The following is a 25,296-nucleotide window of genomic DNA, read 5'->3' as shown; positions in this document are numbered from 1 at the left end:
CGCACGGATCGACCAAGGGCCCGGCCGTACGCCGGGCCTTTTCGTTCGAACTGCCTCCCCGGCCCGCCCCCTGCAGGTTCCCCGGCACGCGCGGCCGGTCGATGATCGCGACCGTCCCACCGCATGAATTCGGCCGCGGGCGAGATCGACCCAAACTTCATCATTCCCCGCGCCCCATCGGCGTTCTAGTGTCCCGCCGCATGAGGTGCCGTATTGAGCCGTTGACCGCCTAAGTCGAAGCGCGTCGTCTCTTCGTGCGCCTCGAAATTCGGTGTGCTCGCGCGCCTCCGCGGAGATCTGGGGGCAGACGATGCTGAATATCCAAGCGGCTCTTGCGGAGCCGGTCGATCGCATCGCCCCGTTCACGGGCGCGGGCTATCTCGAGAGCCTGCGAGACGATCGCAATGTCTTCATCTATGGGCAGCGGGTCGGCGACGTAACAGAACACCCGGGTTTCCGAAACTCGGCCCGTTCTCTCGCCCGGCTCTATGATGCGCTTCACGCGCCGGAGACGGCCGGCGATCTCACCTGCCCGACCGATACCCCCAATGGGGGATTTACCCATCGCTCGTTCCGCTCCGCGTCCTCGGTCGCCGATCTCGAAGGACAGCAGCGCGCGATCGGCGGCTGGGCGCGCATGACCTACGGCTGGATGGGGCGCACGCCGGACTACAAGGCCTCGATCATCAACACACTCGGCCCAAACGCCGATTATTACGGCCCGTTCGCCGAGAACGCCCGGGCTTGGTACCAGCGGGTCCAGGACGAGGTCCTGTTCGTCAGCCATGCGCTCGTCAATCCGCCGGTGGACCGGGCGCGGCCGCCGAGCGAGACGCGCGAGGTCTATCTCCACGTCGATGAAGAGACGGACGCGGGCATCCGCGTCTCCGGCGCCAAGGTGGTGGCGACGTCCGCCGCCACCTCGCACTATGCCTTCCTGCAGCACCACGGCCCGGTCGACAACGGGGTGGCGAGCCTGACGATGATGTTCTTCGCCGCCATCGACGCGCCAGGGTTGAAGCTGTTCTGCCGCAATTCCTACGAACAGCAGGCGAAGGCCACCGGCACGCCGTTCGATTTCCCGCTCGCCTCTCGGTTCGACGAGAACGATGCGATCATCGTGTTCGACCGCGTCTTCATCCCGTGGGAGAACGTCCTCGTCTACCGCACCGAGAGCCTGCCGCCGGACTTTCCGCTCGCCGCCGGCTTCATGCAGGGCATGGCCTTCCATGGCTGCACGCGGCTCGCGGTGAAGCTCGATTTCATGGCCGGCCTGATCTCGAAGGCCTTGCACGCCACAAGCGGCGACGAGTTCCGCGGCAACCAGGTGATGCTCGGCGAGGTCATCGCCTACCGCCATCTGTTCTGGTCGCTGAGCAATGCCATGGCAGCCTGTCCGACCCAGTTTGCGGGCGGCGCCATGCTGCCGAATCTCCAAGCCGCCCTCGCCTACCGGGCGCTCGCCCCCGACGCCTACGGACGGGTGAAGGAGATCGTGCACAAGATCGTCGCCTCGGCTCTGATCTACATGCCCTCGACCTCGCGCGATTTCGACAATTCCGAGATCGAGCCCTACCTCGCCCGCTATGTCCGCGGCTCGAACGGCATCGATCACCGTCAGCGGATCAAGATCATGAAGCTGCTCTGGGACGCAGTCGGCAGCGAGTTCGGCGGTCGGCACGAGCTCTACGAGCGCAATTATCTCGGCAACCACGAGGAGGTGAAGTTGCGCCTCCAGTCGATCGCACGTTTCGACGGCTCGTTCGCCGAGATGGACGGTCTCGTCGACCGCTGCCTCGCCGATTATGACGAGAACGGCTGGGTTGATCCGGCCTGGGCCTGAGCACGGGGATCCGTCGCCGCCTGTTCGGCTCGTCGGGCGACGAGGTCGGCGATGGTGCGCGCGTCCGTCTCGGAGAGCGGCGAGAATACCATCATCGAGAGGCCGGGGCCGCCGTCGACGGCGAAGGTCGCGTAATCGAAGGTGACGAGCCCGCCCCCCGGGAGCAGCATGCGCTTGAGGCCGCTGCCCTGGGTCCGCACCTCGCCTGCCGCCCAGACGCGGCGGAACTCCGCGCTCGTTTCCAGCAGTTCGGCGGCGAGGGCGATGGCGTCGGGGAACCCCCGCGTCACGTCGAGCCGCAGCACGCCCGCGGCGAAGCGGGCGATCTCCTCCCAGTCGGGCAGGCGGGCGCGGTGCGCGGGGTCGCCGAACAGACGGCGCAGGCCGTTGCGCTCGGCCGGGGGAATCGCGTCGTAATCGCCGAACACCACGCAGGCGGCCGCATTCCAGGCGACGACGTCCCAGGCCGCGGTCTTGACGAAGGCCGGGCTGGTGGCGAGGCCGTCGAGAACCCGCTGAACCGCGGGAGTGACGGGTGAGGACGGCGCCGGCTCGATCGGCGGCGGCCGTTGGCGGGCGAGCAGAAAGAGCGCCTCACGCCCCGCCGCATCAAGTTCGAGGGCCCGGGCGAGCCGCTCCAGCACTTCGTCGGACGGAGGACCGCCACGGCCCTGCTCGAGCCACGTGTACCAGGTGACGCTGACCCCGGCCCGCGCCGCCACTTCCTCGCGCCGCAGACCCGGCGTGCGCCGGCGTCCGGCGAGACCCGCATCGGGGACGAGACGGGCACGCCGATCGCGCAGAAAACCGCCGAGGCCGGCGACATCCGGCTTCATGGTGATGTTCATACCGGTATGATCTCCCGGTTATTCGGACCCCAGAGTGGGGACCATGAATCCAATTCTAGCCCAAAAGGCCGGCGGGCATGCGCCTCTTCGTCAGGACCGGCAAGACCTTCCGCCTGGCCTTCGGACCCGGCGCTCGTCGCGTCCGGGCGCCGTTCGCCGTCTCATCCGCGCCGCGGCTCTGCGCCTGAGGTCGCCCACCCTGCGCGCGGGGCGACAATCGTCTAAGTTCGGCGCGAACCGGAGGAGATTTCGATGCCGCTCGTCGCACCCGCTCGCCCCTTCATTGACTGGACGGTCGACACCGACCCGGCGCGATGGACACCGGTGCCCGCCGCCATCCTCGGCGTCACCGCCAGCGAGCCCTATTCCGGCGAGCCGCAGCCGAACGATCAGGCCTCCGGGCCGGACGCCATCCGCGGCCAATCGCACCAGTTCTGGGACGGCGCGGATCATTGGGACTTCCACCTCGGCGGGCCCTTGCGCGCCGTTCTCCCGAACGGCGGCCGCGACGGCGGCAATCTGGTGCTTGGGGACGACGGTTTCCGCCCCTATTTCGACACTTGCGTCGCGACCCTCGCCCGGCAATTCCGCACCGCGACGCTCAGCGTCATTCTCGGCGGCGATCACGGCGTGACGATTCCCGCCGTTCATGCCCTCGAGGCGGTCGGCCGACCCGTCCATGTGGTGCAGATCGACGCCCACCTCGACTGGCGCGACGAGGTGCGCGGCGCGCGGCTCGGCTATAGCAGCCCGATGCGGCGCGCCTCCGAACTGCCCTGGATCAGCGGCATGACCCAGATCGGCCTGCGGGGAACCGGCAGCGCACGCGCCGGCGAAGTCGAGGCCGCGACCCGCTGGGGCGCTCAGCTCTTCACCGCCGACGCGGTGCACGAACACGGGCTCGGCCCCGTCCTCGCCACGCTCGAGGGCAAGGGGCCGTTCTATCTCACGGTCGATTTGGACGGCTTCGATCCGTCGGTGATCCCGGGCGTGGCGGGGCCGGCGCCGGGCGGCCTGCGCTTGGAGCAGGTTGTTCCAATCCTGAAGACCCTCGCCCGCAGCGGCCCGCTCGTGGGGCTCGACATCGTCGAACTCGCGCCGTCGTTCGACCTCGCCAACCGGATCTCGGCGATTACGGCGGGCCGTCTCGCCCTCATCGCGATCGGCGCGGCACTGAGTGCGTCTTAGGATTTCGGGGGCAGCCTTTGCCGCCGGCATCGCGACGCAAGGCAGGACGGCACGGGGGCGAGCGCAGTCAAAAAGAAGCGCTCGCGAGCCCAAGCGAGGCTTGCCAATGGCGGAGCGATGCGCGAAGTCTGGTTGGACCGTACGCGCCTCCCGGCTTACCGACCGATTCGTGCCACCGAACCGTCCAGTACGACAATGCAAGTTTTTGGTCAGAACCGGACTATCGTCGAGTCAACCGGCGATGGCATCGAGCCTGAACGCGGGATCGAGGATTTTCCCGGCAGCTCGACCGTGTTCGAACTGCTCGGTCGCGAGCGAGTGCTCGCGGTCGCAAATCATCCCAAGCTGCCGCTCGCGGTCGACGCCGCCTCCGCCCAGGCGGTGCGCAATTTCCAAGGAAGCTGGATCCGCAACCGGGTGCTGAACGACCGCGGTCGTCAGATGATCTCGATGATGATCCTCGATCTGCATTTCAACGAGAATGCCGGGCGAGGCTTCACCGCGGCGCAGCTTCGCCGCGACGCGGTCGCCTGCGACCTGTGCAGCCCCGGCCGCGCGACTGCCGTTCTCGCCGCGATGCGCTTCGGCAAGCTCGTCGAACCGGTGGCAGGGGGCGATCGCCGCGAGCGCCCGCTCGCGCCGACGGAGACGCTGCTCTCGCTCCATCGGGAGCGCTGGGAGACGCTTTTCGGGGCGATCCGCCACATCATGCCGGAGACCGCGGCGGCGGCCGTCGATGTCCCCGACGCGGTGCTGTTCGGCCCCTGCACGCGGGCCATCATGCTCCGCTTTCGCGCGGGCATGCGGGCGCTGCATCTCGCCCCCGAGATCGCCCCGGTCATCGAGCGCGATGCCGGGTTCGCCATTCTCGCCTCGCTGTTGACGAACTCCGACGGGCCGGTCTCGATCCAGGCTCTCGCGGCCCAGTTCGTGGTTTCCCGGCCCCATGTCTCGGACATCCTGCGTCAGGCCGAGAGCCTCGGGCTCGCCACACTGTCGCGCGCCCGGGGCGGCTACCTCCCCGGCCCGGCGCTGCGCTCCGTCGTGACCCGCGCCTATATCGTGCTGTTCGCCGCCTTCATCGCCGCCTTCGAAGACGGCGTGCAGGGGTAATCGCGACGAAGGGAGGGACTCAGACCTCCTCGTAGAGGGCATAGACCCGCAGCCGATGGCCGTCGGGATCGAGCGCCACGAAGCTGCGGCCAAAATCGAGATCGGTCGGCGCGAGAGCGATCATGCAGCCCTTCGCCCGCCAATCCGCGTGGGCGGCGTCGACGCCCGCGCCGTTCGCCACCTTGAAGCCGATCTCGAGGCACCCGGCGGCGGCAGTGGGCGCCGGGACGACGCCCGCCTTGTCCCAAAGCCCGAGCGCGAGGCCCGAGGGAAGCACGAACAGCACGAAGGTCGGGCTCGCCTCCACGGGGGCGAGGCCGAGAATCTCGGCATAGAATCGGGCGCTGGCCGACGGGTCGGCGACGGGAAGAAGAAGGGCGCTGGGGGCGAACATCGAAGGCTCCTGCCGTGTCTTGGGGCGGGGAGACCTTACGAGCCGATGCTGCCAATTTCCGTCAGCATCATCGCTTCATCCCATCCGGCGGCGTATCTCCTGCTGCTCGCGCCACGCCTTGAAGAGAGCCTGCCGGCGCCGCGGATAGCGGGCTTCGAGCACCACGGCTTCGCCGACGCGGTCGGTGCGGAAGGCGCGGAAATCCTGGCGCAGCTCGCACCAGGCGAGGAGGACGCGGACCTGCTCGAAGAAGGCGAGGGCGAAGGGCCAGACGACGCGCTCGGTGTGCGCCCCCGCGCCGTCGCAATAAGCGAGTGAGACCTTGCGCTCGATGCGGATCGCCTTGCGCAGGAGCGCCGGATCGACCGCATGCACGGGGCGTTCGCCGCCCGAGGCGACGAGCAGGGTGGAGGCGTCGAGCTCGTCGCGGAGATCCGCGGGCAGGATCGCCGCGATCCGGGCGAGCGCGCTGCGCGCCGCCTCGCCGAGCCGATCGTCCGCGCGCTCCGCCACCCAGCGCGACCCGAGCACCAGCGCCTCGATCTCCTCCGGCGGAAACATCAGCGGCGGCAGCAGAAAGCCCGGCTTCAGCACGTAGCCGACGCCGGGCTCCCCTTCGATCGTCGCCCCCTGGGCCTGGAGGCTCGAGATGTCGCGATAGAGGGTGCGCAGGCTCACGCCCATCTCGTCCGCGAGCTGCCGCCCGCTGACCGGCCGCCGGTGGCGCCGCAGCGCCTGGAGGAGATCGAAGAGCCGCTCGGACCGCGACATGAGCCTGACGGGAGCGCCCGCCTCAGGCGAGCGCGACGGGGTTGAGAACCAGAAGGCCGAGCTCGGCGAGGTCTCCGATCTTCGGCCCGTAGGTCTGGAAGTGCGGGCTCGCCCGGTGCGCCGCGACGGCCGCGTCGTCCCGATAGAGCTCGTCGACCACGAAGCGGTTCGGATCCGCCGAATCCTGCCACAGATCGTAGCGCAGATTGCCCGGCTCGGTGCGGCTCGCGGCGACGAGGTCGTCGAGGAGCGCCCGCAGGGCGTCGGCGTTGCCGGGCTTGGCCACCAGCGTCGCGATGATCTTCACGGGGTTCGACATGGTGATGTCTCCTGTCGGGGAATGGGCCGCGACGACGGTCGGTCCGGCACCGCTCGGTCGCGCGGCCGCGGGAGCATAGCGCCGATCGTCCGCGATCTCACGCAAAGGCACGACCGATCGTGCCACCCTCGGGGCAGCGATGGTCGCGGTCTCCGTTCGTGCGGCGCCCGGCGTGCCTTGACCTCGATCAGGGACGGCTCCAAGCGCCCGTCTATCGTCGTGGCAAAGGAGATGGGCAATGACCAGACGCGAGGTACTCCTTGCGGCAGCCGGCGGGGTCGTGGCGATCGGGGCCGGCGGAGCCTGGGGTTGGCGCGCCTCGGTCGGGTCGCAGGAGGCCTATCGGCTTTATCAGGCGGCGCTGCGGGCGCCGCTGCCGCAGGACCCGGCCGCCGCCGATCTGATCCGCGCCGCGACGCTCGCCGCGAACGGACACAACACCCAGCCGTGGCGCTTCCGCGTCGGGCCGGGGACGATCGACATCCTGCCCGATATGACCCGCGCGACGCCGGTGGTCGATCCCGACGATCACCACCTCTTCGTCAGCCTCGGCTGCGCCGCGGAAAATCTCGCCCGCGCCGGCACGGCCGCGGGCCGCCCGGGGGTGCTGGAGACCGGGGCGGACGGCATGATCCGCTACACCTTCACAGTGGGGGAGCCGAGGCCCGACGCCCTCTCCGCTGCCATCCCGGCCCGACAATCGTGCCGGGCGGTCTATGACGGGCGCCCCGTCGCTCCCGACGCGATCGAGGCGCTCCAGCGGGCGGCGCTGGGAGACGGCGTCCGCTGCGTCATCCTGACGGAGCGGTCCGCCATGGCGCGGCTCGGCGACCTCGTCGTCGCCGGGAACGACGCGCAGATGGGCGATCCGGCCTTCTCGAGCGAACTGAAGCATTGGCTGCGCTTCAACCCGGCGAGCGCGATGCGCCACGGCGACGGGCTCTACGGCGCGGCGGCCGGCAGCCCGGTTCTGCCCGACCCGCTCGGCCACCTCGCCTTCGATCTGTTCGTGACGGCGGCCGGCGAGGCGGACAAATATGCCGCGCAGATGCGCTCCTCCGCCGGCGCCGCGATCTTCTTCGGCGCGGCCGCCGACCGCGCGTCTTGGATCGCCGTCGGCCGCGCCTGCCAACGCTTCGCCCTCACCGCGACGGCACTCGGACTCAAGCTCGCCTTCGTCAACCAGCCGGTGGAGGTGGCGCGGCTGCGGCCGGACCTCGCCGCGCTCGCCGGGGAGCCGGGGCTTCGCCCCGACGCCGTGCTGCGCTTCGGCTACGGTCCGGCGCGTCCATTCTCACCCCGGCGCCCGGTCGGGGCGGTTCTCGCGTAAACGGGCGACCAGTGCCGGTGCAGACCTCAGGCCGGCTGGTCCACCCGAACCGTCTTCGCCAGCGCATCCTTGAGCGCGGCGGCCGTCAGCGGCACGCAATAGACGGGCCGGCCGCGCTCGAACCGCCAGCCTTCGCCGAGCGGCCCGACATCGACCGCGTCGAAGCCGAATTCGTCGTAGAGCGCCGCGGCGATCGCCTTGCCTTCGGGATCGTCGCCTGCGAGCGGCAAGGCGCGGCGATCCGGCGATCCGGCCGGCCGCCCGTCCTTTTCGAGGTCGTTCATGGTGACGGCGTTGAAGGCTTTGACGATGCGCGATTGCGGCAGGTGCTCGGCCAGCAGCTCGCTCGTGGTCGTCGTCCCGGCATCGAGCTCCGGGATGCGGCCGTCGCGTTGGGGATAATAATTGTCCGTGTCGATCACGACCTTGCCCGCGAGCGGGGTGGGCGGAACCGAGCGGAAGGCCGCGAGCGGGATCGCCACCACGACGATATCGCCGAACGCCGCCGCCTCCTCGACGGTGCCGACCTCGCAGCCGATCCCGTAGCGCAGGCTGAACAGCGTCTGCGGCCCGCGCGAATTGCTCAACATCACCTGGTGGCCCGCGCGAACGGCGAGCTTGCCGACGGCACGGCCCACGAAGCCTGCGCCGATGATCCCGATTTTCATGATGATCGCTCCGAGATGGATGGTCCCGGCGATGCTATTCATCGCTGCATGGCGATAAATCTCTATCTTGAAATGGCATTCCCAACTGAACGGGTTGAATCATGGACCGGCTCACCAGCATGGCGGTGTTCGTCAAGGCGGCGGATCTCGGCTCCTTCGCGGCCGCCGCCGAGGCGACGGGGATGTCGGCGCAGATGGTGGCGAAGCACGTCGTCTTCCTCGAGGACCGGCTCGGCACCACCCTCCTCCACCGCACCACACGGCGGCAGAGCCTGACCGATGTCGGCCGCGCCTTCTACGAGCGCTGCAAGCTGGTGCTGGCGGAGGCCGAGGCGGCGGAGGCGCTCGCCCATGACATGCGCTCCCAGCCGAACGGTGTGCTCAGGGTCAACGCACCCGTGACCTTCGGCGCCTTCAGCCTCGCCCCGTTCGTGACGCGCTACCTGGCGCGCTTTCCCGAGATGAGCATCGACCTGACCTTGAGCGACCGGTTCGTCGATCCGCTGGAGGAGGGCTTCGAGGTGCTCGTGCGCATCGGCGTCTTCGAGGATGCCTCGCTCATCGCCCACCCGCTCGCGTCATACCGGCTGATCGCCTGCGCCGCGCCGGCTTATCTCGCCCGGCGCGGCACGCCTGCGACCCCGGCCGAGCTCGAGGCGCACGAATGTCTCGTCTACGCCTATTGGTCGCCGTCGGTCCCGAGCCAATGGCGGTTCGCCCGCGACGGCCGGACCGAGGCGGTGCGGGCGCACGGGCGCATCCGCAGCAACGATTGGAAGATCCTGCTCCATGCGGCGATCGAGGGCTACGGCGTCACCCTCGGGCCGGAGAGCGTGCTGCAAGGGGAGATCGATGCCGGTCGGCTTGTCCGCGTCCTGCCGGATTATCAAGGGCCGGTCCGCCCGATGCACGTTCTCTACCCGGCCGGGCGGCGCCCGACGGTCAAGGTGAAGTCCTTCGTCGACGCCCTCCTCACCGAGTTCGGACCGGCGTGAGGCAACGGCGCGGCCGGGTCTTGCGACGTGGTCAGGGCTTGCCGTCGGCCGCGCCGACCGGCCACGTCGCTAGCGCCTGTTCGGCCACGGCTTCGAGGGCGGCGCGGCAGAAGCCGGCTTTCGCCTGCACCGCCATGCCGTGGACGACCGCCATGACGAAGGCGGCGAGGGCGTCCGGCTTCGCCGTCTCCGGCAGGTCGCGCTCGGCTTTCGCCCGTTCGAGCCGCGCCTGCAACTGCGCGCCCGCTGCGGCGCGCGCCTCGACCAAGGCTTGGCGGATCGGCTCCGCCTCGTCCGAGCCGGCCACCGCCCCGTTGATGCCGAGGCAGCCGAGGTGGTTTTCGTAGCGGGTGTTGAGCTCGGCCGCGCCGTACAGGATGTGGGCGACGACCTCGCGGGCGGTCGGCAGCGCCAGGGCAGCCGGCAGATAATCGAGATAGGTGTCGTAATAGCGGGCGAGCGCGCGGCGGAAGAGCGCCTCCTTGTTGCCGAACGCCGAATAGAGCGCCGGCCGCTCGACGCCGGTCGCCTGCGTCAGATCGGAATACGACGCGCCCTCGTAGCCCTTGCGCCAGAACACGCACAGGGCCGCGTCGAGCGCCTTATCGACGTCGAATTCGCGATGGCGACCCATCAGCGGGCCTCGGGCTTTTTCATAACGGCAATTATTAAACCGCTTGACGGCCGCCGTCCACATTTCATACCAATCGTTATTGTAATGGCCATTACAAATTGAAACCGAACCCGCGGGGCGCGGCGCCTGCCCGTCTCCGCACGCAAAGGATTTCCCATGGCCGATCCCTCGAACGCGTCGCCCTCGCTCGCCGGCAAGGTCGCCCTCGTCACCGGCGGCTCACGCGGTCTCGGTGCCGCCATCGCCGCCGCCCTGGCCGACCGCGGTGCGGATGTCGCCATCACCTACGCTGCCTCCGCGGAAAAGGCCGAGGCGGTCGTCGCGGGTCTGCGGGCAAAGGGCGTCCGCGCTCTCGCGGTCAAGGCCGACCAGTCCGACCTCGATGTCGCCAAACCTCTGATCGACCGCGTGATCGACGAATTCGGCCGGCTCGACATCCTGGTCAACAATGCCGGGATCGCGATCCAAGGCCAGAGTGTCGACGACCCCACCTTGGACGGCGCCCATTATAACCGCCAATGGCAGGTCAACGTGCTCGGGACGATCGCCGTCACCCGCGCCGCCGCGCCGAAGCTGACCGACGGCGGGCGGATCGTCTTCATCGGCTCGCGGCTCGGCTCCGTCGTCCCCTTCCCGGGCGTCGCCGATTATGCCGGCACCAAGTGGGCGCTCGCCGGCTACGCCAAGGGCATCGCCCGCGAGCTCGGCCGCCGCGACATCACGGTGAACGTCGTGCAGCCGGGCATCATGCCGACCGACATGGCCGCCGAGGTCGCGGGCGAGCTGCCGAACCGTGAGGGCATTCTCGACATGCACCCGATCCGCCGCATCGCGACCTTGGAGGAGGTGGCCGACACCGTCTGCTTCCTCGCCGGCCCCTCGGCCGGCTACATCAGTGGCGAGCAGATCAACATGGCCGGCGGCCTCGGCATCTGAGGCCGGCCGGAGACAGGCGCCCCCGGCGGCGGCCCAGGCCGTCGCCGGGAGCACGCCGGAGGCAGATCCCTCGCCCCGACGCCCAAGTGCCGCGACCCCCACGTGCCGCGACGCCGAAGCGCCGCCGCGGCCGCGGGCGCCGGGGATCATTCAGGGACGGCAAGGCCCCGATGGGTGATGTCAATCGCACCGCCATCGGGGCATAAAGCGTCGGATCCGCATCCCGCGAGACGCCGGACCCGCCGGCGCCCGCGCCGCGCATCATCGCGCTGCCTCCCTGGAGACCGAAATCGCATGACGCCGCACCGATCGAGACTGAAGGCCCGCGGCATCGGCAACATCATCGCGCCGCCGCGCTTCATCGCCTTCGGGCTCGTGCTGATTGCGGTCGCGAGCGTGGCGATCTCGTTTCTCGGCTGGCGTCTCGGCTTCATGATCGGGTTCGACGTCGCCGCGGTCACCTTCCTGGTCTCGTGCTACGGATTGTTGGACGACAGGCCCAACGATCTGCGCGCGAACGCCAAGCACAACGACGCCAACCAGCCGGTTCTGCTGGGGCTCACGTTCCTCATGATTCTGCTGATCCTGACCGTGGTGGTCAGCGAGGGGCTGGAAGAGGGCCGCGCCAGTTCGGCAACCATCGCGCTGATCTCGGTGACGCTGGTGCTCGCCTGGTTCTTCAGCAACACCGTCTACACCATCCACTATGCCCATCTCTATTATTTCCGTCCCGACGGCCGCGAGGACGCCGGTGGCCTGCGCTTTCCAGAGACCGAAGAGCCCAAATATTGGGACTTCATCTATTTCGCGTTCTGCCTCGGGATGACGTTCCAGACCGCCGACGTCGACGTGACCACGACGGCGATGCGCCGCGCCGTGACCTTCCACTGCCTCGCCGCCTTCATCTTCAACATCGGCATCCTGGCCTTCAGCATCAACACGCTGAGCGGCTGAGGGTATTCGGATCAAGCGCACACCAGGACGGCGGGGCTAGCATTTATTTCGTATTTCTTTATGCTTTCAGGGTCGCGCTGCGTCTGATCTCGGTGCGGAACAACGCGCTCTACGTATATACGTCGAACTCATGGACCTATTGCGCGCGTCCATGCGCTTCCTAAACTGCAGCTAGGCGCGGCGTCTCAGAGACCTCCGACCTGCATCTCGCCACCATCGCTAAGGCGTGGAGTGGCGGAGCTGCGACAGCATGTGATGAATAAAACGCATCACAAAAAACTTTACATAACTCCCAATGCAGTCGGTTGATAGGTTTGGAATCGACGATGAATGATCAAAGAGCCCAAGAAAGCCGAGAGCATCATTTTTACGTCTCGATCGCCAAGTTCCTTTTCCATCATCCGCGTTATGGCATCGTCGCTGTGCGCGATCCGATAAGACTGGCGGATGCAAGGCAACGCGAGCTGGCGCCTATCCTTCTCTACGGCGTCACCGTCGCCGGCCTGCCGATCCGATGGCTGACATTTTCGCCGGTCGATGAACCGAAATCTCTCCGTGAAGTGCTGCTGACAGCCTGGGGAGACGCAGAAGGGCTGCGTGGCACGCCAGATGTTCTTCGTGTCAACGGCTCTCTGGCGCTGTCTGATCCCGGATTGGCGGACTATCTAGCTGGGATCGGTATCCGCCTTGAGATTGCTGGCGCCAAGGATAAGACCGTTCCCGCATCGCTTCGTTGGGCTCACGACTGCTCCCGCTGGCTTTCGCAACGACATAAGCCGATCGATCTTTCGTTGAACGCATGCATCGAGGCGCTTTGTCAGGATGCGCGAGACGACCATGCCTGGAATGCACGTCGCACGGATGATGGATTAAGCAAAACAAAACTGGAGATGCGTATCGAGAAGTGGTTAAATTTACCAATGCGCGTTCCGCCATCCCTCCCTCTCGAAGGTGGTTGCTGGAAAGCAGGCACATGGCTGTCATCTTGGGAGATGTCGCTCCCGCCAGATCAGCCGCGTTATTTCCACAACGATGGGTTTAGCGGCCGAAGTTGGTTACTTAAGGGGCCGGCGCCCTACGATGACGCCGACGAAGATGATTACGAAATGCCGGCCTCCCAGGAGCGCGACAACACGCCTGAAATCGCGAAGTACCTGATAGCGTGCTGGCCCAACCCGCCGAAAGAGGTGGCAGCGACAGTCGGTATCACATTGCGCCAACTTCAATGGTTTACGTCGGAACGGACGGGCCTGGATGAAACCGCTCGAGACGACCTATCACGCTTGCTGGGTATAGAATACGACGAACGTATGCAGAGCTATACGCCTGCGGGACCTTACGTTCTGATCGCTAGGAAAGCTCAGGCGATTCAAGCGCTCTATGAGGAGATTTCGGGAGGCGGCGATGCCTGCCCTTGTGAACTCGTTCCGGCGCAGGGGGAGGCCGATCCCAGTTGGCGGTACGTCTTGATCAATGCTTATGGCACTCCCCCGACCATTGTCATGACGCCCCGCGGCGAGGCTATTACGGAACACCTCCACCGCCTAATGATGAATTACCACGGCATCCGGCCGGTTTCGCTTGCCTTATACCGGGATGTCGTCGCCACCTGCGCTCGGGCGTGCCTGACACCTCAGGCCAATGTTCGGGAAATGAGAGAGTTCGCGAGCCGATATGCGCAGCATTGGGGCCATTGCGCATGGCTCCCAGATTGAGCTTCGAAACCGTAGGATAGAGGAGTGGGTGCTGACGGCCATCGTTCAGGAGGCCTCCGTCCTATTGGCGGCACGCCGAACGCTTCTGCGCTCCCGCTTCCCCCTCTCGCCCCCCTTGCCACCGCCCCGCCCCCCTTGCCACCGCCCCGCCCCTGACGTAAAAAGTGAGCAGGCACTCATTATAGGTCGGGTCGTGGCGCGGGCGCTCAGCAAGGACAAGCGGACGGCGATCCTGGAGGCGGCGGCGCATTGGGTCGCGGCCGACGGGCTCGCGGCGCGCTCGGCGAAGATCGCCCAGGCCGCGTCCGTCGCCGACGGCACCGTCTTCAAATATTTCCCGACCAAGGACGCTCTCCTCAACGCGCTCTATGTCTGGCTCAAGCAGGACCTCGTCGACGCCGTGATGGCGGCGTTTCAGGCGCGCGACGACCGGCCCGGCCGGTGGGAGGCGGTGTGGTCCGCCTATGTCGATTGGGGCGTGGCGCACGCGGACAAAAGGCGCGCGCTCAAGCAATTGCGGGTGTCCGAGACGATCACCGCCGAGAGCCGCAACGCCACCCTGCCGGCGATGACGACCATGGCCGGCGCCCTGTTCGAGGGCGCCGGCGCCGACCCGGCGCACGCGACCTCTCCGGACTTCACGTCCGCCGTGTTCGAGGCGTTGGCCGAAATGACCATCGATCGGATCGAGGCAGACCGCGGCGCCCACCCGGCCCATCGCCGCCGCGGCTTCGAAGCGTTCTGGCGGGCTATCGGCGGCGCGTGATCTCGATTTGCCTAATGATTGAGTGAGCAATCACTCATAATCTGTCGAAGAAGGGACTGCACATGACCCGACCCAGCGCCACCACCGCGCCCGCCCCCAAATCTTCCCCCTCTCCCTCGGCATCGGCCTCGACCGGCCGGTCGTGGACGGCGGATCAGATGCCGCCACAGCACGGGCGCCGCGTCGTCATCACCGGCGCCAATTCCGGCATCGGCTTCGAAGCGGCGCTGGAGCTCGCCCGCCACGGCGCGGCGATCATCCTGCCCGCCCGCTCGGAGGCGAAGGCCGCGGACGCCATCCGCCGCATCCGCGCCGCGGTGCCCGCCGCCGATCTCACGCCCGCCCTCCTCGACCTCGCCTCGCTCGACAGCGTGCGCGCCTTCGCGGCGATGGTGGAAGAGCGCTTCCCCGGCCCTTCACTCGATCTCCTCATCAACAATGCGGGGGTGATGGCGCTGCCGAGGCGGGAGATCACGGAAGACGGCTACGAGCGCCAATTCGCGACGAACGTCCTCGGACCGTTCGCCCTGACGGCTCTGCTGTTTCCCCGCCTGAAGCCGATCGCCGGCACCCGCATCGTCACGCTTTCGAGCATCGCGGCCCACGGCGGCAAGATCGCCTTCGACAATCTGCAAGGCGAACGCGCTTATTCGCCGCTCAACGGTGCCTATACACAATCGAAGCTCGCCGATCTCATCTTCGCGCTGGAGCTCCAGCGGCGGCTCGGCGCTGCGGGATCGCCGATCGCGAGCCTCGCGGCCCATCCCGGCATCGCCGTGACGAACCTGCAGGCGAACCTCAAGGGCATCTACAAGCTCCTAGGACCCCTTCTCATGCCGCTGATCGGCCACAGCGCTCGCCAAGGAGCGCTGCCCGAGCTCTTCGCCGCGACCGCACCCGAGGCCCTGGCCGGCGGCTATTACGGGCCGAACGGGATCCGCGAGATCAAAGGCGATCCGGCCCCGGCGAAACTGCCGCCGGCCTCGACCGACTGCGCGCTCGCGAGCCGCCTCTGGACCACCGCCGAACAGTTGACCGGTATCCGCTTCGACGTCGGAGGGTGAGGGGGGCGGCGCACTTTGATCGGACGCCGCGAGACCTCGCGTGGGGAGGGGGCACGACGCTCGCGCGTCAGGGACTCTTCCGTCCGCCCGAGCGTCGGTTCGACCTCGGATATTCTGAACGCATATCGCTTGAAATGGCGGAGAGGGTGGGATTCGAACCCACGGTACGCTTGCACGCACAACGGTTTTCGAGACCGTCCCAATCGACCACTCTGGCACCTCTCCGCAGCCGCTCTGGGCAGCGTCGGCACCCGAAATTCGGGCGCCGATGGGTCGATAAGCGGCGCGGACCATACACAGCGCATCCCGCCGCCGCAAGCGGTGTTCGTCACCGAGCGGGGGATGGGGAAAAGCTCCCGACAATCTCCGCCGCAGCGGCCCCCGTCCACCGGCCCCGCCGGTCGGATCCTGCGGGGGTCCCGCCTACCCGATCCGGCAATGGCGCCAAAGGATCGGGACCTCGGCGCCGGCGCGATCCAACTCCGACATTCAAGCCCCTGAGTGGGCTCTGCGTTTACGCCATCAGCCAAATCGCGCTTTGCGTCCCCGCTCAGGCCGTCTCAGGCGCACAACACGCTGCAGCCGGCCTCATGGAGGGCGCGGCGCGGCCGGGGCGGCGGTGATCGGGATGGCGGAAGGAAAGGCCGGGGTCTTGCCGAGGTTCGGACGCGCGCGTCAGCCGGCAGTCCGTTCTGGGCCGCCGACATCGCGCAATGACCCGCGGCTCTTCGTCTGATCCCAGCCCGATCAGGGCCGGATCGGCGCACATCCGTCGCCCGCCCTCTGCTGAGGGGATCGCTCTCCGCCCGCTCGGCCTCAGTCGCCGAACGGCAGGGCGCTGCGGGGGATGAAGCCGGTGGCCTCGTCGGCGCTTTCGAGGCGGTCGCCCTCGGCGGCTTCGTCGGCATCGAACGGGCAGGCGATCGCCGTCCCGCCGATGAAGGCGAAGGCCCCTGCGAAGGCGGCGAGCCGGTTCGAGATGCGGCGGGCGCGGTCGGCGGTGGCAGACAAAGCCGGCGCGCCGGGCTCGTCGATGCGGCACGGCGTGTCGGCGAAGCCGGCGCCGAGCGCGACGGCCCCGGTGCCGGCCGACACGTCCCGCAGTGCCATCGCCCGAAGCGACAGGAAACGCTCTTTGAGCGAGCGCTCGGCGGGTCGGCCCTCGGATCGTTCGGTCCCCATCACGGCACTCCTCCGCTGCGGAGCCTTTCGGCCCCTGTTCGAACCGCGTCCAGCCGGCGGCGGCTTTGCCGTCTCGCCCTTCGAACGCGGCCCTCGCGTTCACCCTCTGTTTGGAACAGGTTAACACGGTGGGCGCGGACGACAAGCGCATCCGTTGCACCAGCCTTAACATTCACCCTCCCGAAAGGCGCGCCGGGGCAGGATCGGAGCGCGGCGGGCCGGTCCGCCGCGGCGGCGGAGACGAACCATGCGCGGCGGGCGCCATCTCGAAGCGTTCCTGGAAATGATGACGGCCGAGCGTGGTGCCGCCGAGAACACGCTGGCCGCCTATCGCCGCGACCTCGAGGATTTCGGCGGCTTTCTGGATCGCCGCGGCCGGGCGCTGCACGAGGCGGCCCGCGCCGACGTGACGGATTATCTGAAGAGCCTCGCCGACAGCGGCTTCGCCTCGACCACCCAGGCCCGGCGTCTCTCGGCGCTGCGGCGGTTTCACCGCTTCCTCCACGCGGAAGGGGTGCGGACGGACGACCCGACCGCGATCGTCGATTCCCCGAAGAAGCGGCGGCCGCTGCCGAAGGTGGTCGGCGCGGAGGAGATGATCGCCCTCCTCGACCGCGCCGGCGAGGAGGCGCGGCGGGACGATCTGCCCCCCGCCCGCCGGCTCGCGGCGGCGCGGCTCGTCGCCCTCGTCGAACTCGCCTATGCGACGGGCATGCGCGTGTCCGAGCTCGTCGGCCTGCCGGCCTCTGCGGCGCGGCCCGATCTCGCCGTCATCATCGTGCGCGGCAAGGGCGGCAAGGAGCGGCTGGTGCCCTTGAGCGAGCGGGCGAAGGCGGCAGTCGCCGACTATGTCGCGTTGCGCAAGGCGGTGGCGCCGGGGGCGAGCCCGTGGCTGTTCCCCGCCGCATCCGAGAGCGGGCATCTCTCCCGCCAGAGCTTCGGCCGCGATCTCAAGACGGTCGCCGCCGCGGCCGGCATCGCGGCGGCGCGCATCTCGCCCCACGTGCTGCGCCACGCCTTCGCGAGCCACCTGCTCGCCGGCGGGGCGGACCTGCGCGTGGTCCAGGCGCTGCTCGGCCACGCCGACATCTCGACGACCGAGATCTACACCCACGTGCTCGACGAGCGGCTGACGAAGCTCGTCACCGATCACCACCCGCTCGCGACGCGCGGCGCCCGGGGCTGAAGGGCGGGGTGAAGGGAGGTCCCGGCGGCTGCGCCTCAGACCGCCGAGATCGCCTCGACCGCGCCGATCATGCGCTCGAGGTCTTCCGGGCGCGCCAGCCGGTGGCCGGCATTCTTGACGAGCGAGAGCACCACGTCGTCGGTCGCGAGGCGATCGACGAGGCGCAGCGCATGGCTCCACGGCACGTCCTCGTCGGCGAGGCCCTGGAGAATCTCGACATGGCAGCCGGTCTCGATCGGACCGCCGAGGAGGAGATGATTGCGGCCGTCCTCGATGAGGGCGCGGGTGATCGGATAGGGCTCGGGCGCATAAGGGGTCGGCTGGAGATAGACACCCTCGGTCATCAGCGTTGCGCGCACGTCGTCGGGCATGCGCGCCCACATCAGGTCCTCGGTGAAATCGGGGGCCGGGGCGATCAGCACGAGCCCGGCGAGCGGGCGGCCCGCCTTGAGCCGGGCGCGGGCGAGCAGGAGGGCGAGCCAGCCGCCCATGGACGAGCCGACGACGATGGTCGGCCCCGAGGCATAGGTCGAGAAGACGGCCTGTGCCTCCTCGAACCAGCGGCCGATGGTGCCTTCCTCGAAGCGCCCGCCCGCCTCGCCGTGGCCGGAATAATCGAACCGGGTGAAGGCGCGGCCGCTGCGCGCCGCCCAGGCGTCGAGCGCCTCGGCCTTGGAACCGCGCATGTCGGAGCGATAGCCGCTGAGAAAGAGAACCCCCGGTCCGGACCCCGGCCGGTGCAGCACCGCGATGCGGCGCGCGGCCTTGCCCGTTCCGACGGTGAGGAATTGCGGCGCCGCCTGAGCCATCCTAAACCTCGTCCTCCACGGCCCGGGTCGGAGATCGCCCACGGCCGGCGCCGCCGTGATGGCACGTCCGGCGCGATCGGAAAAGCCCAAGCGCGCCGCCTTTCGGCGGGCCGCAACGACGAGGCGAAGCGATGCGCCGACCGACCATCCTGCAGATCGTGCCGACGCTCGAAACCGGCGGCGCCGAGCGCACGGCGATCGACGTCGCGGCGGCCGTCGTCGCGAAGGGCGGGCGGGCGCTGGTCGCGAGCCAGGGCGGGCGCATGGTGCCGGAGCTCGTCGCCGCCGGCGGCGAGCCGATCGACTTTCCGGCCGCGACCAAGAACCCGCTCGCGATGATCGCCAATATCGGCCGCCTCGCGGCGCTGGCGAAGGCCGAGGGCGTCGATCTCATCCATGCCCGCAGCCGCGCCCCGGCTTGGGTGGCGCTCGGCGCGGCGCGGCGGCTCGGCGTTCCCTTCGTCACCACCTACCACGGCGCCTACAAGGAGCGCTCGCGCTTCAAGAACCTTTACAATTCGGTGATGGCGCGCGGCGACGTGGTGATCGCCAATTCGGAATGGACCGGCCGCCTCGTCGCCGAGCGCCATCCGTTCGCGAAAGGCCGCATCGTGGCGATCGCCCGCGGCTCGGACCTGACCGGGCTGCGTCCCGAATCGGTCGGGCCGGAGCGAATCGCCGCCCTGCGCGCCGCCTGGGCGCTGCCCGCGGGCGCGCGGGTCGTGCTCCAGGTCGCCCGGCTCACCGGGTGGAAGGGCCAGCGGGTGCTGATCGAGGCGCTTGCCCGGCTCGACCGCGCCGGCCACAAGGACCTCGTCGCCGTGCTTGCGGGCGACGCCCAGGGGCGCGACGATTATGCCGCGGCGCTCAAGGCCCAGGCCGCGGCGGCGGGGCTGGGCGACCGCGTCCTCCTCGTCGGCCATTGTTCGGACGTGCCGGCGGCGCTCAGGCTCGCCGACGTGGTGGCGGTCGCCTCGACCGAGCCGGAGGCCTTCGGCCGCGCGGCGGTGGAGGCGCAGGCCGCCGGGGTGCCCCTCGTCGCCACCGATCTCGGCGCCGTCTCGGAAACCGTGCTCGCCCCGCCGGAGGTGGCGGAGGACGCCCGCACCGGCTGGCGGGTGCCGCCGAACGACGCCGACGCCCTCGCGGGCGCGATCGCGGCGGCCCTCGCCCTCAGCGCGGAGGCCCGCGCGGCGCTCGCGGCACGGGCCTGGACGCACGTCGCATCCCGCTTCTCGCTCGCTCAGATGACGGACGCGACCCTGCACATCTACGACACCTTGCTCAAATCACGCGGCGCGGGCTTCTGAACCGTCGGCGCGGTGTTGACTTCGCCCGAAAATCCCCAACATGATCGCCGAGCCGGAAAGAGCCTCCACGCTATGCGTGCGGAGGCTTTGTGTGTTGCGGCGCCGGTCTGTGCCCGGCGACCCGCCCCGCCCGCCCGGCCATCGTCCACGTTCAGGAGAGCACGACCATTCGCCGTCCGTTCCGCGCACCGCCGCCCACCAAAGAAGGGCCGCGCATCAATCATGAGATCCGCATTCCTCAGGTCCAGCTGATCGACGCCGAGGGCAACAACCACGGTTCGATCGCGACCTCCGAGGCGATCGCGATGGCCGAGGCGGCCGGGCTCGACCTCGTCGAGATCGCCCCGAACTCGATTCCGCCGGTCTGCAAGATCCTCGATTACGGCCGCTTCAAGTACCAGTCGCAGAAGAAGGCGGCCGAGGCGCGCAAGAAGCAGAAGACCGTCGAGGTCAAAGAGATCAAGATGCGTCCGAACATCGACACGCACGATTACGACGTGAAGATGCGGGCCATCCAGCGCTTCTTCGAGGAAGGCGACAAGGTGAAGGTCACGCTCCGCTTCCGCGGACGCGAGATGGCGCACCAGGAAATCGGCATGAAGCTGCTCGAGCGCGTGCGCGACGAGACGCTGGAGATCGCCAAGGTCGAAGCCGAGCCGAAGCTCGAAGGCCGCCAGATGATCATGGTGCTCGCCCCGCGCTGAGCGGTGTCGGGCGCCCGGTCGGCGGAAAGCCGATCGAAGGCGATCCCTCTCCGTAACGACCGGCCCGCGAGGGCCGAAGCAAGGCGTGCACCGCGGGGTGTGCGCCTTTTGCTTTTTCAGGCGGAGGATGATGAACCCTCGGCGGACGTGCGCCCTGCCGAGCGGACGATATGGGGAGCGTCAGCCCAGGGCCCCGGCGATTTCGTCGACGATGCGGCGGGCGGCCTCGCGACGGTCGGGGGCTCCCACGATCGGACGGCCGACGACGAGGAGGTCGGCGCCGGCGCGGATCGCCTCAGCCGGCGTCGCGATGCGCTTCTGGTCGCCGGCGGCGCTGCCGGCGGGCCGCACGCCGGGCGTGACGATGAGGAGATCGGGGCCGGCGGCGGCGCGCACCGCGGCGATCTCCCGGGGCGAGCAGACGATGCCGTCGAGGCCGGCCGCCGCAGCCTGCGCCGCGCGGGCGCGAACCCGCTCCTCCACCGTGCCGCGATAGCCGGCGTCGGCGAAGTCGGCTTCGTCCATCGAGGTGAGTACCGTGACGCCGAGGAGCGCGAGCGGCGCCGCGCCGCGGGCGGCGGCGGCGGCGGCCATCGCCTTCGGATAGGCGTGCAGCGTCACCATGTCGACGCCGAGCGTCACGATCGAGCGGATCGCGCCGGCGACCGTGTTGTCGATGTCGAGGAGTTTCGCGTCGAGGAAGACCCGCTCGCCGCCCGCCACCAGGTCGCGGACGAGATCGAGCCCGCCGGCATAGATGAGCTCGAGCCCGATCTTGTAGACGCCGATCGTGCCGGCCGTCTCGTCGACCACCGCCCGCGCGGCGGCGACGTCGGCCGTGTCGACGGCGAGCACGAGCCGGTCGCGGGGCGTCTGCGGTCGGAAGCGGGCGGTCATCGTCGGGGCCTCACAATTTGCGCAGGGCGACCGTCTCGATCGCGTGGTCGGCGCCTTTGCGCAAGATGAGGTCGGCGCGCGGGCGGGTCGGCAGGATGTTGTCGCGCAGGTTGACCCGGTTGATCCGGTCCCACAGCCGCTCGGCAAGCGCCAGCGCCTCGGCCTCCGAGATGTGCGCGAAGGGATGGAAATAGGAACGCGGATCGCGGAACCGCGTCTCCTTGAGCTTCATGAAGCGCGCCACGTACCAATCGTGGATCACCTCTTCGTCGGCATCGATATAGATCGAGAAGTCGAAGAAGTCGGAGACGAAGGGGATCGCCTTGCCGTCGCGCGGGGGGCGGTTAGTCTGGAGCACGTTGAGCCCCTCGACGATGAGAATGTCGGGCGCCTCGATCGTCACATATTCGCCGGGCACGACGTCGTAGACCAAGTGCGAATAGACCGGCGCGGTGACGACCTTCTTGCCGCCCTTCACGTCGGTCAGGAAGGCGAGCAGCGCCTGGCGGTCGTAGCTCTGCGGGAAGCCCTTGCGCTCCATCAGCCCCTCGGCCTCGAGCACCCCGTTCGGCAGCAGGAAGCCGTCGGTGGTGACGAGGGCGACGCGGGGGCTGCGCGGCCAGCGGGCGAGCAGCGCCTGGAGCACGCGGGCGGTGGTCGATTTGCCCACCGCGACCGAGCCGGCGATGCCGATGACGAACGGGATCTTGCCGTCGTCACGGCCGAGGAAGCGGTTGGTCGCGGTGTGAAGACGCTGGGCACCCTCGACGTAGAAGGCGAGCAGACGGGAGAGCGGCAGATAGACCGTCTCGACCTGCTCGAGCGAGATCGGGTCGTGCAGGCCCTGGAGCCGCTCGACGTCCGCCGCGGTGAGCGTCATCGGCGTGTCGGCACGCAGGTGCGACCATTCCTCGACCGTGAACAGACGGTAGGGCGACAGACCCCTGGGGGTGAGAAAATCCATCTCGAGACTCACGGCCTTCCGCACCCGCCGCCCTTGCCCGTGTGCGACGAGCCGGCCCGCTGACGAACGATCGAAACGAAGATTGAACCGGCCGAGGCCGCCGACATGCGGCGCCGCAGCCTCACTCGGGAGGCCGCGCCGCCTTCTCGGCGAGCCCGCTTTGGGCGGTCCGGCGCTCGAGTTCGGCCATCACCTCGGCGATCGGCACGCCCGAGGCATGGAGCAGCACGACCAAGTGATAGAGAACATCGGCCGCTTCCGCGCGCAAGTCGTCCCTTTGGCCGAGCGCGCCGGCGATGGCCGCCTCGACGCCCTCCTCGCCGAGCTTCTTGGCGATGCGCGGCAGGCCTTTGGCGACGAGCTTCGCCGTGTAGGACTGCGCCGGATCGGCGGCGGCGCGCTCCGCCACGATGCGGGCGAGATCATCGAGGGTGAAGGCTGTCATCGACGCATCCGGACGAGGCCGGCCTCCAGACAGGGGACGTTCTGCGGCGAAGCGATCCGCCGGCTCATCGGTCGAGCCGCACCGGAAGGCCGGCGGCGGCGAGCCGCTCCTTCGCCTCGTGGACGGTGTGGGTGCCGAAATGGAAGATCGAGGCGGCGAGCACGGCCGACGCGTGGCCGTCGCGGACGCCCTCGACCAGGTGATCGAGATCGCCGACGCCGCCCGAGGCGACCACCGGCACGGAGACGGCGTCGGCGACCGCACGGGTGAGCGCCACGTCGTAGCCGGCCTTGGTGCCGTCGCGGTCCATCGAGGTGAGCAGGATCTCGCCCGCCCCGCTCTCCGCCATCCGGCAGGCGAATTCGACCGCATCGATGCCGGTCGGCGTGCGGCCGCCGTGGGTGAAGATCTCCCAGCGGTCCGTCTCGCCGGGCGCCGAGACGCGCTTGGCGTCGATCGCGACCACGATGCACTGATCGCCGAACTTCTCCGCGGCACGCGCCACGAAGGCCGGGTCCTTCACCGCCGCGGTGTTGATCGAGACCTTGTCGGCGCCGGCGAGGAGCAGCGCGCGGATGTCCTCCACCGCACGCACCCCGCCGCCGACGGTGAGCGGCATGAAGCATTGCTCCGCCGTCCGCGAGACGACGTCGAGCAGGATGCCGCGCCCCTCGTGGCTCGCGGCGATGTCGAGGAAGGTGAGCTCGTCGGCGCCGGCCGCGTCATAGGCCTTGGCGGCCTCGACGGGGTCGCCGGCATCGATGAGATCGACGAACTGCACGCCCTTGACGACGCGCCCGGCCTTGACGTCCAGGCAGGGAATGACGCGGACCTTGAGCATCAGACCGCCACTCCCGTGTCCGCGGCCGTGGTTCGCGCCGCGATGAGCGCCAGCGCGGCGGCCGGGTCGAGGCGGCCGTCATAGAGGGCGCGGCCGGCGATGGCGCCTTCGAGGATCGCCGCCTCCGGCGCGAGCAGGCGCTCGACGTCGCCGAGACCGGCGAGACCGCCCGAGGCGATCACCGGGATCGAGACGGCGCGGGCGAGCTCCAGGGTCGCCGGGAGATTGAGGCCCTTGAGGAGGCCGTCCCGGTTGATGTCGGTGTAGACGATCGCGGCGACCCCTGCGTCCTCGAAGGCGCGGGCGAGATCGACGGCGGCCATCTCGGAGGTCTCGGCCCACCCCTCGACGGCGACGCGGCCGCCGCGGGCATCGATGCCGACGACGACACGGCCCGGATGAGCCTTCGCCGCCGCGCGCACCAGATCGGGATCGCGCACCGCGACGGTGCCGAGGATGACGCGGCGGACGCCCTTTTCGAGCCAGCCCTCGATCGCCGCCCGGTCGCGGATGCCGCCGCCGAGCTGCACCGGCAGGTCGATGCGGGCGAGGATCGCCTCGACGGCGGCGGCGTTGCGGCTCGCGCCGGCGAACGCACCGTCGAGATCGACCACGTGCAGCCAGGAGAACCCGGCGCGGGCGAAGCTTTCGGCCTGGGCGGCGGGATCGTCGTTGAAGACGGTCGCCTGGTCCATCTCGCCGCGGACGAGGCGGACGCAGCGCCCCTCCTTCAGATCGATGGCGGGAAACAGGATCATGGACGCCACGCAAGGAAGTTCTTGAGGAAGGCGAGACCGAGGGTCTGGCTCTTCTCGGGGTGGAACTGGGTGCCGATCAGGGTGTCGCGGGCGACGATCGCCGTGACGGGGCCGCCATAATCGGCGGTCGCGAGCACGGTCTCGGGCGCGCGCGCCTTGAGATGGTAGGAATGGACGAAATAGGCGTGGAGCCCGTCGGGCCCGGTCGGGATGCCGTCGAGCACCGGATGGGCGCGGCTCGCCGTCAGCGTGTTCCAGCCCATGTGCGGCACCTTGAGGTGCTCGGCGCCGGGCTCGATGCGCACCACGTCGCCGGGGATCCAGCCGAAGCCGTCGGTGGTCTCGTATTCGAGGCCGCGCTCGGCCATCAATTGCATGCCGACGCAGATGCCGAGGAAGGGTCGGCCCTTCTCCTCAACCGCCTCGACCAGCGCCTCCGCGAGACCCGGCACCGCGGCGAGCCCGCGGCGGCAATCGGCGAACGCGCCGACGCCGGGCAGCACGATCCGGTCGGCGGTGCGCACGACATCCGGATCGGCGGTGACGAGGATCGCCGCGCCGCCGCCCGCCTCGCGGGCCGCCCGCTCGAGGGCCTTCGCGGCCGAGCGCAGATTGCCCGATCCATAATCGAGGACGGCGACGTTCATTGCGGACGCTCCGAA

At 69.2% G+C, this 25,296-nt stretch carries 27 protein-coding genes and 1 tRNA gene; 13 read left to right on the top strand and 15 right to left on the bottom strand.

What is annotated here, in order from left to right:
* The first annotated feature begins 310 nt into the window (after window positions 1–310).
* Window positions 311–1,843 carry a 4-hydroxyphenylacetate 3-hydroxylase N-terminal domain-containing protein gene (locus tag F0357_RS09815; RefSeq protein WP_153480441.1) on the top strand — a complete coding sequence of 511 codons (1,533 nt, stop codon included), beginning with the start codon at window positions 311–313 and terminating at the stop codon, window positions 1,841–1,843.
* Here the strand turns inward: F0357_RS09815 and F0357_RS09810 are convergent.
* A complete protein-coding gene (locus F0357_RS09810) occupies window positions 1,804–2,691 on the bottom strand; it encodes a helix-turn-helix transcriptional regulator (RefSeq protein WP_246161418.1) in 888 nt (295 codons plus the stop codon). The genes F0357_RS09815 and F0357_RS09810 overlap by 40 nt on opposite strands.
* Window positions 2,692–2,943: 252 nt before the next feature.
* On the opposite strand from F0357_RS09810, the gene F0357_RS09805 reads away from it, so the two are divergent.
* Both F0357_RS09805 and F0357_RS09800 read left to right on the top strand, forming a co-directional pair.
* Window positions 2,944–3,879 (top strand): arginase family protein, encoded by a 936-nt coding sequence (locus F0357_RS09805; RefSeq protein ID WP_153480438.1) that lies wholly within the window; start codon window positions 2,944–2,946, stop codon window positions 3,877–3,879.
* Between the two features lie 291 nt (window positions 3,880–4,170).
* Window positions 4,171–4,992 (top strand): hypothetical protein, encoded by an 822-nt coding sequence (locus tag F0357_RS09800; RefSeq protein WP_153480435.1) that lies wholly within the window; start codon window positions 4,171–4,173, stop codon window positions 4,990–4,992.
* Between the two features lie 19 nt (window positions 4,993–5,011).
* Here F0357_RS09800 and F0357_RS09795 read toward each other — a convergent pair whose 3' ends face one another.
* The 3 genes from F0357_RS09795 to F0357_RS09785 all read right to left on the bottom strand — a co-directional run bounded on the left by F0357_RS09795 (window position 5,012) and on the right by F0357_RS09785 (window position 6,476).
* Window positions 5,012–5,386 carry a VOC family protein gene (locus F0357_RS09795; RefSeq protein ID WP_153480432.1) on the bottom strand — a complete coding sequence of 125 codons (375 nt, stop codon included), beginning with the start codon at window positions 5,384–5,386 and terminating at the stop codon, window positions 5,012–5,014.
* A 75-nt stretch (window positions 5,387–5,461) separates the two neighbouring features.
* On the bottom strand, window positions 5,462–6,157 hold the full coding sequence (locus F0357_RS09790; RefSeq protein ID WP_153480429.1) for a helix-turn-helix transcriptional regulator: 696 nt from the start codon (window positions 6,155–6,157) through the stop codon (window positions 5,462–5,464).
* Between the two features lie 22 nt (window positions 6,158–6,179).
* A complete protein-coding gene (locus F0357_RS09785) occupies window positions 6,180–6,476 on the bottom strand; it encodes a putative quinol monooxygenase (RefSeq protein WP_153480425.1) in 297 nt (98 codons plus the stop codon).
* A 238-nt stretch (window positions 6,477–6,714) separates the two neighbouring features.
* On the opposite strand from F0357_RS09785, the gene F0357_RS09780 reads away from it, so the two are divergent.
* Window positions 6,715–7,806, top strand: coding sequence for an Acg family FMN-binding oxidoreductase (locus tag F0357_RS09780; protein WP_153480422.1), 1,092 nt, complete (start codon window positions 6,715–6,717; stop codon window positions 7,804–7,806).
* Window positions 7,807–7,832: 26 nt separating this feature from the next.
* Here F0357_RS09780 and F0357_RS09775 read toward each other — a convergent pair whose 3' ends face one another.
* Window positions 7,833–8,474, bottom strand: coding sequence for an NADPH-dependent F420 reductase (locus F0357_RS09775; protein ID WP_153480419.1), 642 nt, complete (start codon window positions 8,472–8,474; stop codon window positions 7,833–7,835).
* 101 nt (window positions 8,475–8,575) lie between these two features.
* On the opposite strand from F0357_RS09775, the gene F0357_RS09770 reads away from it, so the two are divergent.
* Entirely contained in the window at window positions 8,576–9,469 is an 894-nt protein-coding gene (locus tag F0357_RS09770) for a LysR family transcriptional regulator (RefSeq protein WP_153480415.1), read from the top strand.
* Between the two features lie 31 nt (window positions 9,470–9,500).
* On the opposite strand, the gene F0357_RS09765 is transcribed toward F0357_RS09770, so the two are convergent.
* On the bottom strand, window positions 9,501–10,103 hold the full coding sequence (locus tag F0357_RS09765; RefSeq protein WP_153480412.1) for a TetR/AcrR family transcriptional regulator: 603 nt from the start codon (window positions 10,101–10,103) through the stop codon (window positions 9,501–9,503).
* 156 nt (window positions 10,104–10,259) lie between these two features.
* Here F0357_RS09765 and F0357_RS09760 point away from each other — a divergent pair, with 156 nt between their 5' ends.
* The 5 genes from F0357_RS09760 (at window position 10,260) to F0357_RS09740 (ending at window position 15,538) form a co-directional block, all read left to right on the top strand.
* Window positions 10,260–11,039, top strand: a complete 780-nt coding sequence (locus tag F0357_RS09760; protein ID WP_153480409.1) for an SDR family NAD(P)-dependent oxidoreductase — start codon at window positions 10,260–10,262, stop codon at window positions 11,037–11,039.
* A gap of 294 nt (window positions 11,040–11,333) precedes the next feature.
* Window positions 11,334–11,993, top strand: a complete 660-nt coding sequence (locus F0357_RS09755) for a DUF1345 domain-containing protein (RefSeq protein WP_153480407.1) — start codon at window positions 11,334–11,336, stop codon at window positions 11,991–11,993.
* Window positions 11,994–12,319: 326 nt separating this feature from the next.
* Window positions 12,320–13,708 (top strand): hypothetical protein, encoded by a 1,389-nt coding sequence (locus F0357_RS24485; protein WP_153480404.1) that lies wholly within the window; start codon window positions 12,320–12,322, stop codon window positions 13,706–13,708.
* Between the two features lie 193 nt (window positions 13,709–13,901).
* Entirely contained in the window at window positions 13,902–14,474 is a 573-nt protein-coding gene (locus F0357_RS09745) for a TetR/AcrR family transcriptional regulator (protein ID WP_208948279.1), read from the top strand.
* Window positions 14,475–14,536: 62 nt separating this feature from the next.
* Window positions 14,537–15,538, top strand: coding sequence for an oxidoreductase (locus F0357_RS09740; RefSeq protein ID WP_153480398.1), 1,002 nt, complete (start codon window positions 14,537–14,539; stop codon window positions 15,536–15,538).
* A gap of 135 nt (window positions 15,539–15,673) precedes the next feature.
* Here F0357_RS09740 and F0357_RS09735 read toward each other — a convergent pair.
* Window positions 15,674–15,763 (bottom strand) — tRNA-Ser (locus tag F0357_RS09735).
* A 591-nt stretch (window positions 15,764–16,354) separates the two neighbouring features.
* The gene (locus F0357_RS09730; RefSeq protein ID WP_153480395.1) at window positions 16,355–16,720 is read right to left on the bottom strand and encodes a hypothetical protein; all 366 of its coding nucleotides are present in this window, start codon (window positions 16,718–16,720) and stop codon (window positions 16,355–16,357) included.
* Window positions 16,721–16,967: 247 nt separating this feature from the next.
* Between F0357_RS09730 and F0357_RS09725 the strand changes: the two genes are divergently transcribed.
* Window positions 16,968–17,906, top strand: a complete 939-nt coding sequence (locus tag F0357_RS09725) for a site-specific tyrosine recombinase XerD (protein WP_153480393.1) — start codon at window positions 16,968–16,970, stop codon at window positions 17,904–17,906.
* Window positions 17,907–17,941: 35 nt separating this feature from the next.
* Here F0357_RS09725 and F0357_RS09720 read toward each other — a convergent pair whose 3' ends face one another.
* Window positions 17,942–18,715 (bottom strand): alpha/beta hydrolase, encoded by a 774-nt coding sequence (locus tag F0357_RS09720; protein WP_153480391.1) that lies wholly within the window; start codon window positions 18,713–18,715, stop codon window positions 17,942–17,944.
* Between the two features lie 131 nt (window positions 18,716–18,846).
* Here F0357_RS09720 and F0357_RS09715 point away from each other — a divergent pair, with 131 nt between their 5' ends.
* Entirely contained in the window at window positions 18,847–20,025 is a 1,179-nt protein-coding gene (locus F0357_RS09715; protein ID WP_153480388.1) for a glycosyltransferase family 4 protein, read from the top strand.
* A 167-nt stretch (window positions 20,026–20,192) separates the two neighbouring features.
* Window positions 20,193–20,729, top strand: coding sequence for a translation initiation factor IF-3 (gene infC / locus F0357_RS09710; protein WP_312861698.1), 537 nt, complete (start codon window positions 20,193–20,195; stop codon window positions 20,727–20,729).
* 180 nt (window positions 20,730–20,909) lie between these two features.
* Here infC and pyrF read toward each other — a convergent pair whose 3' ends face one another.
* The 6 genes from pyrF to hisH form a co-directional block, all read right to left on the bottom strand.
* Window positions 20,910–21,626 carry an orotidine-5'-phosphate decarboxylase gene (gene pyrF / locus F0357_RS09705; RefSeq protein ID WP_153480385.1) on the bottom strand — a complete coding sequence of 239 codons (717 nt, stop codon included), beginning with the start codon at window positions 21,624–21,626 and terminating at the stop codon, window positions 20,910–20,912.
* A 10-nt stretch (window positions 21,627–21,636) separates the two neighbouring features.
* The gene (gene coaA / locus F0357_RS09700; RefSeq protein WP_153480375.1) at window positions 21,637–22,590 is read right to left on the bottom strand and encodes a type I pantothenate kinase; all 954 of its coding nucleotides are present in this window, start codon (window positions 22,588–22,590) and stop codon (window positions 21,637–21,639) included.
* Between the two features lie 121 nt (window positions 22,591–22,711).
* Entirely contained in the window at window positions 22,712–23,035 is a 324-nt protein-coding gene (locus tag F0357_RS09695) for a phosphoribosyl-ATP diphosphatase (protein WP_153480372.1), read from the bottom strand.
* Window positions 23,036–23,099: 64 nt separating this feature from the next.
* Window positions 23,100–23,876: an imidazole glycerol phosphate synthase subunit HisF gene (gene hisF, locus F0357_RS09690; RefSeq protein ID WP_153480368.1), complete on the bottom strand. Its 777-nt coding sequence runs from the start codon at window positions 23,874–23,876 to the stop codon at window positions 23,100–23,102.
* Window positions 23,876–24,634: a 1-(5-phosphoribosyl)-5-[(5-phosphoribosylamino)methylideneamino]imidazole-4-carboxamide isomerase gene (gene hisA, locus F0357_RS09685; protein WP_153486580.1), complete on the bottom strand. Its 759-nt coding sequence runs from the start codon at window positions 24,632–24,634 to the stop codon at window positions 23,876–23,878. The genes hisF and hisA overlap by 1 nt, the downstream gene beginning before the upstream one ends.
* Window positions 24,631–25,281: an imidazole glycerol phosphate synthase subunit HisH gene (gene hisH / locus F0357_RS09680; RefSeq protein WP_153480359.1), complete on the bottom strand. Its 651-nt coding sequence runs from the start codon at window positions 25,279–25,281 to the stop codon at window positions 24,631–24,633. Before hisH ends, hisA begins: the two co-directional genes overlap by 4 nt.
* Between the last annotated feature and the right edge of the window lie 15 nt (window positions 25,282–25,296).

The sequence above is a fragment of the Segnochrobactrum spirostomi genome (assembly GCF_009600605.1).
In the GTDB taxonomy this organism is placed as follows: Bacteria; Pseudomonadota; Alphaproteobacteria; order Rhizobiales; family Segnochrobactraceae; genus Segnochrobactrum; species Segnochrobactrum spirostomi.
This window is presented reverse-complemented; position numbering and strand designations above follow the sequence as displayed.

Coding starts and splice junctions, on each gene's coding strand:
- F0357_RS09815 (WP_153480441.1), top strand. CDS start 311: ATGCTGAATATCCAAGCGGCTCTTGCGGAGCCGGTCGATCGCATCGCC.
- F0357_RS09810 (WP_246161418.1), bottom strand. CDS start 2,691: ATGAACATCACCATGAAGCCGGATGTCGCCGGCCTCGGCGGTTTTCTG.
- F0357_RS09805 (WP_153480438.1), top strand. CDS start 2,944: ATGCCGCTCGTCGCACCCGCTCGCCCCTTCATTGACTGGACGGTCGAC.
- F0357_RS09795 (WP_153480432.1), bottom strand. CDS start 5,386: ATGTTCGCCCCCAGCGCCCTTCTTCTTCCCGTCGCCGACCCGTCGGCC.
- F0357_RS09790 (WP_153480429.1), bottom strand. CDS start 6,157: ATGTCGCGGTCCGAGCGGCTCTTCGATCTCCTCCAGGCGCTGCGGCGC.
- F0357_RS09785 (WP_153480425.1), bottom strand. CDS start 6,476: ATGTCGAACCCCGTGAAGATCATCGCGACGCTGGTGGCCAAGCCCGGC.
- F0357_RS09780 (WP_153480422.1), top strand. CDS start 6,715: ATGACCAGACGCGAGGTACTCCTTGCGGCAGCCGGCGGGGTCGTGGCG.
- F0357_RS09775 (WP_153480419.1), bottom strand. CDS start 8,474: ATGAAAATCGGGATCATCGGCGCAGGCTTCGTGGGCCGTGCCGTCGGC.
- F0357_RS09770 (WP_153480415.1), top strand. CDS start 8,576: ATGGACCGGCTCACCAGCATGGCGGTGTTCGTCAAGGCGGCGGATCTC.
- F0357_RS09765 (WP_153480412.1), bottom strand. CDS start 10,103: ATGGGTCGCCATCGCGAATTCGACGTCGATAAGGCGCTCGACGCGGCC.
- F0357_RS09760 (WP_153480409.1), top strand. CDS start 10,260: ATGGCCGATCCCTCGAACGCGTCGCCCTCGCTCGCCGGCAAGGTCGCC.
- F0357_RS09755 (WP_153480407.1), top strand. CDS start 11,334: ATGACGCCGCACCGATCGAGACTGAAGGCCCGCGGCATCGGCAACATC.
- F0357_RS24485 (WP_153480404.1), top strand. CDS start 12,320: ATGAATGATCAAAGAGCCCAAGAAAGCCGAGAGCATCATTTTTACGTC.
- F0357_RS09740 (WP_153480398.1), top strand. CDS start 14,537: ATGACCCGACCCAGCGCCACCACCGCGCCCGCCCCCAAATCTTCCCCC.
- F0357_RS09730 (WP_153480395.1), bottom strand. CDS start 16,720: ATGGGGACCGAACGATCCGAGGGCCGACCCGCCGAGCGCTCGCTCAAA.
- F0357_RS09725 (WP_153480393.1), top strand. CDS start 16,968: ATGCGCGGCGGGCGCCATCTCGAAGCGTTCCTGGAAATGATGACGGCC.
- F0357_RS09720 (WP_153480391.1), bottom strand. CDS start 18,715: ATGGCTCAGGCGGCGCCGCAATTCCTCACCGTCGGAACGGGCAAGGCC.
- F0357_RS09715 (WP_153480388.1), top strand. CDS start 18,847: ATGCGCCGACCGACCATCCTGCAGATCGTGCCGACGCTCGAAACCGGC.
- pyrF (WP_153480385.1), bottom strand. CDS start 21,626: ATGACCGCCCGCTTCCGACCGCAGACGCCCCGCGACCGGCTCGTGCTC.
- coaA (WP_153480375.1), bottom strand. CDS start 22,590: ATGGATTTTCTCACCCCCAGGGGTCTGTCGCCCTACCGTCTGTTCACG.
- F0357_RS09695 (WP_153480372.1), bottom strand. CDS start 23,035: ATGACAGCCTTCACCCTCGATGATCTCGCCCGCATCGTGGCGGAGCGC.
- hisF (WP_153480368.1), bottom strand. CDS start 23,876: ATGCTCAAGGTCCGCGTCATTCCCTGCCTGGACGTCAAGGCCGGGCGC.
- hisA (WP_153486580.1), bottom strand. CDS start 24,634: ATGATCCTGTTTCCCGCCATCGATCTGAAGGAGGGGCGCTGCGTCCGC.
- hisH (WP_153480359.1), bottom strand. CDS start 25,281: ATGAACGTCGCCGTCCTCGATTATGGATCGGGCAATCTGCGCTCGGCC.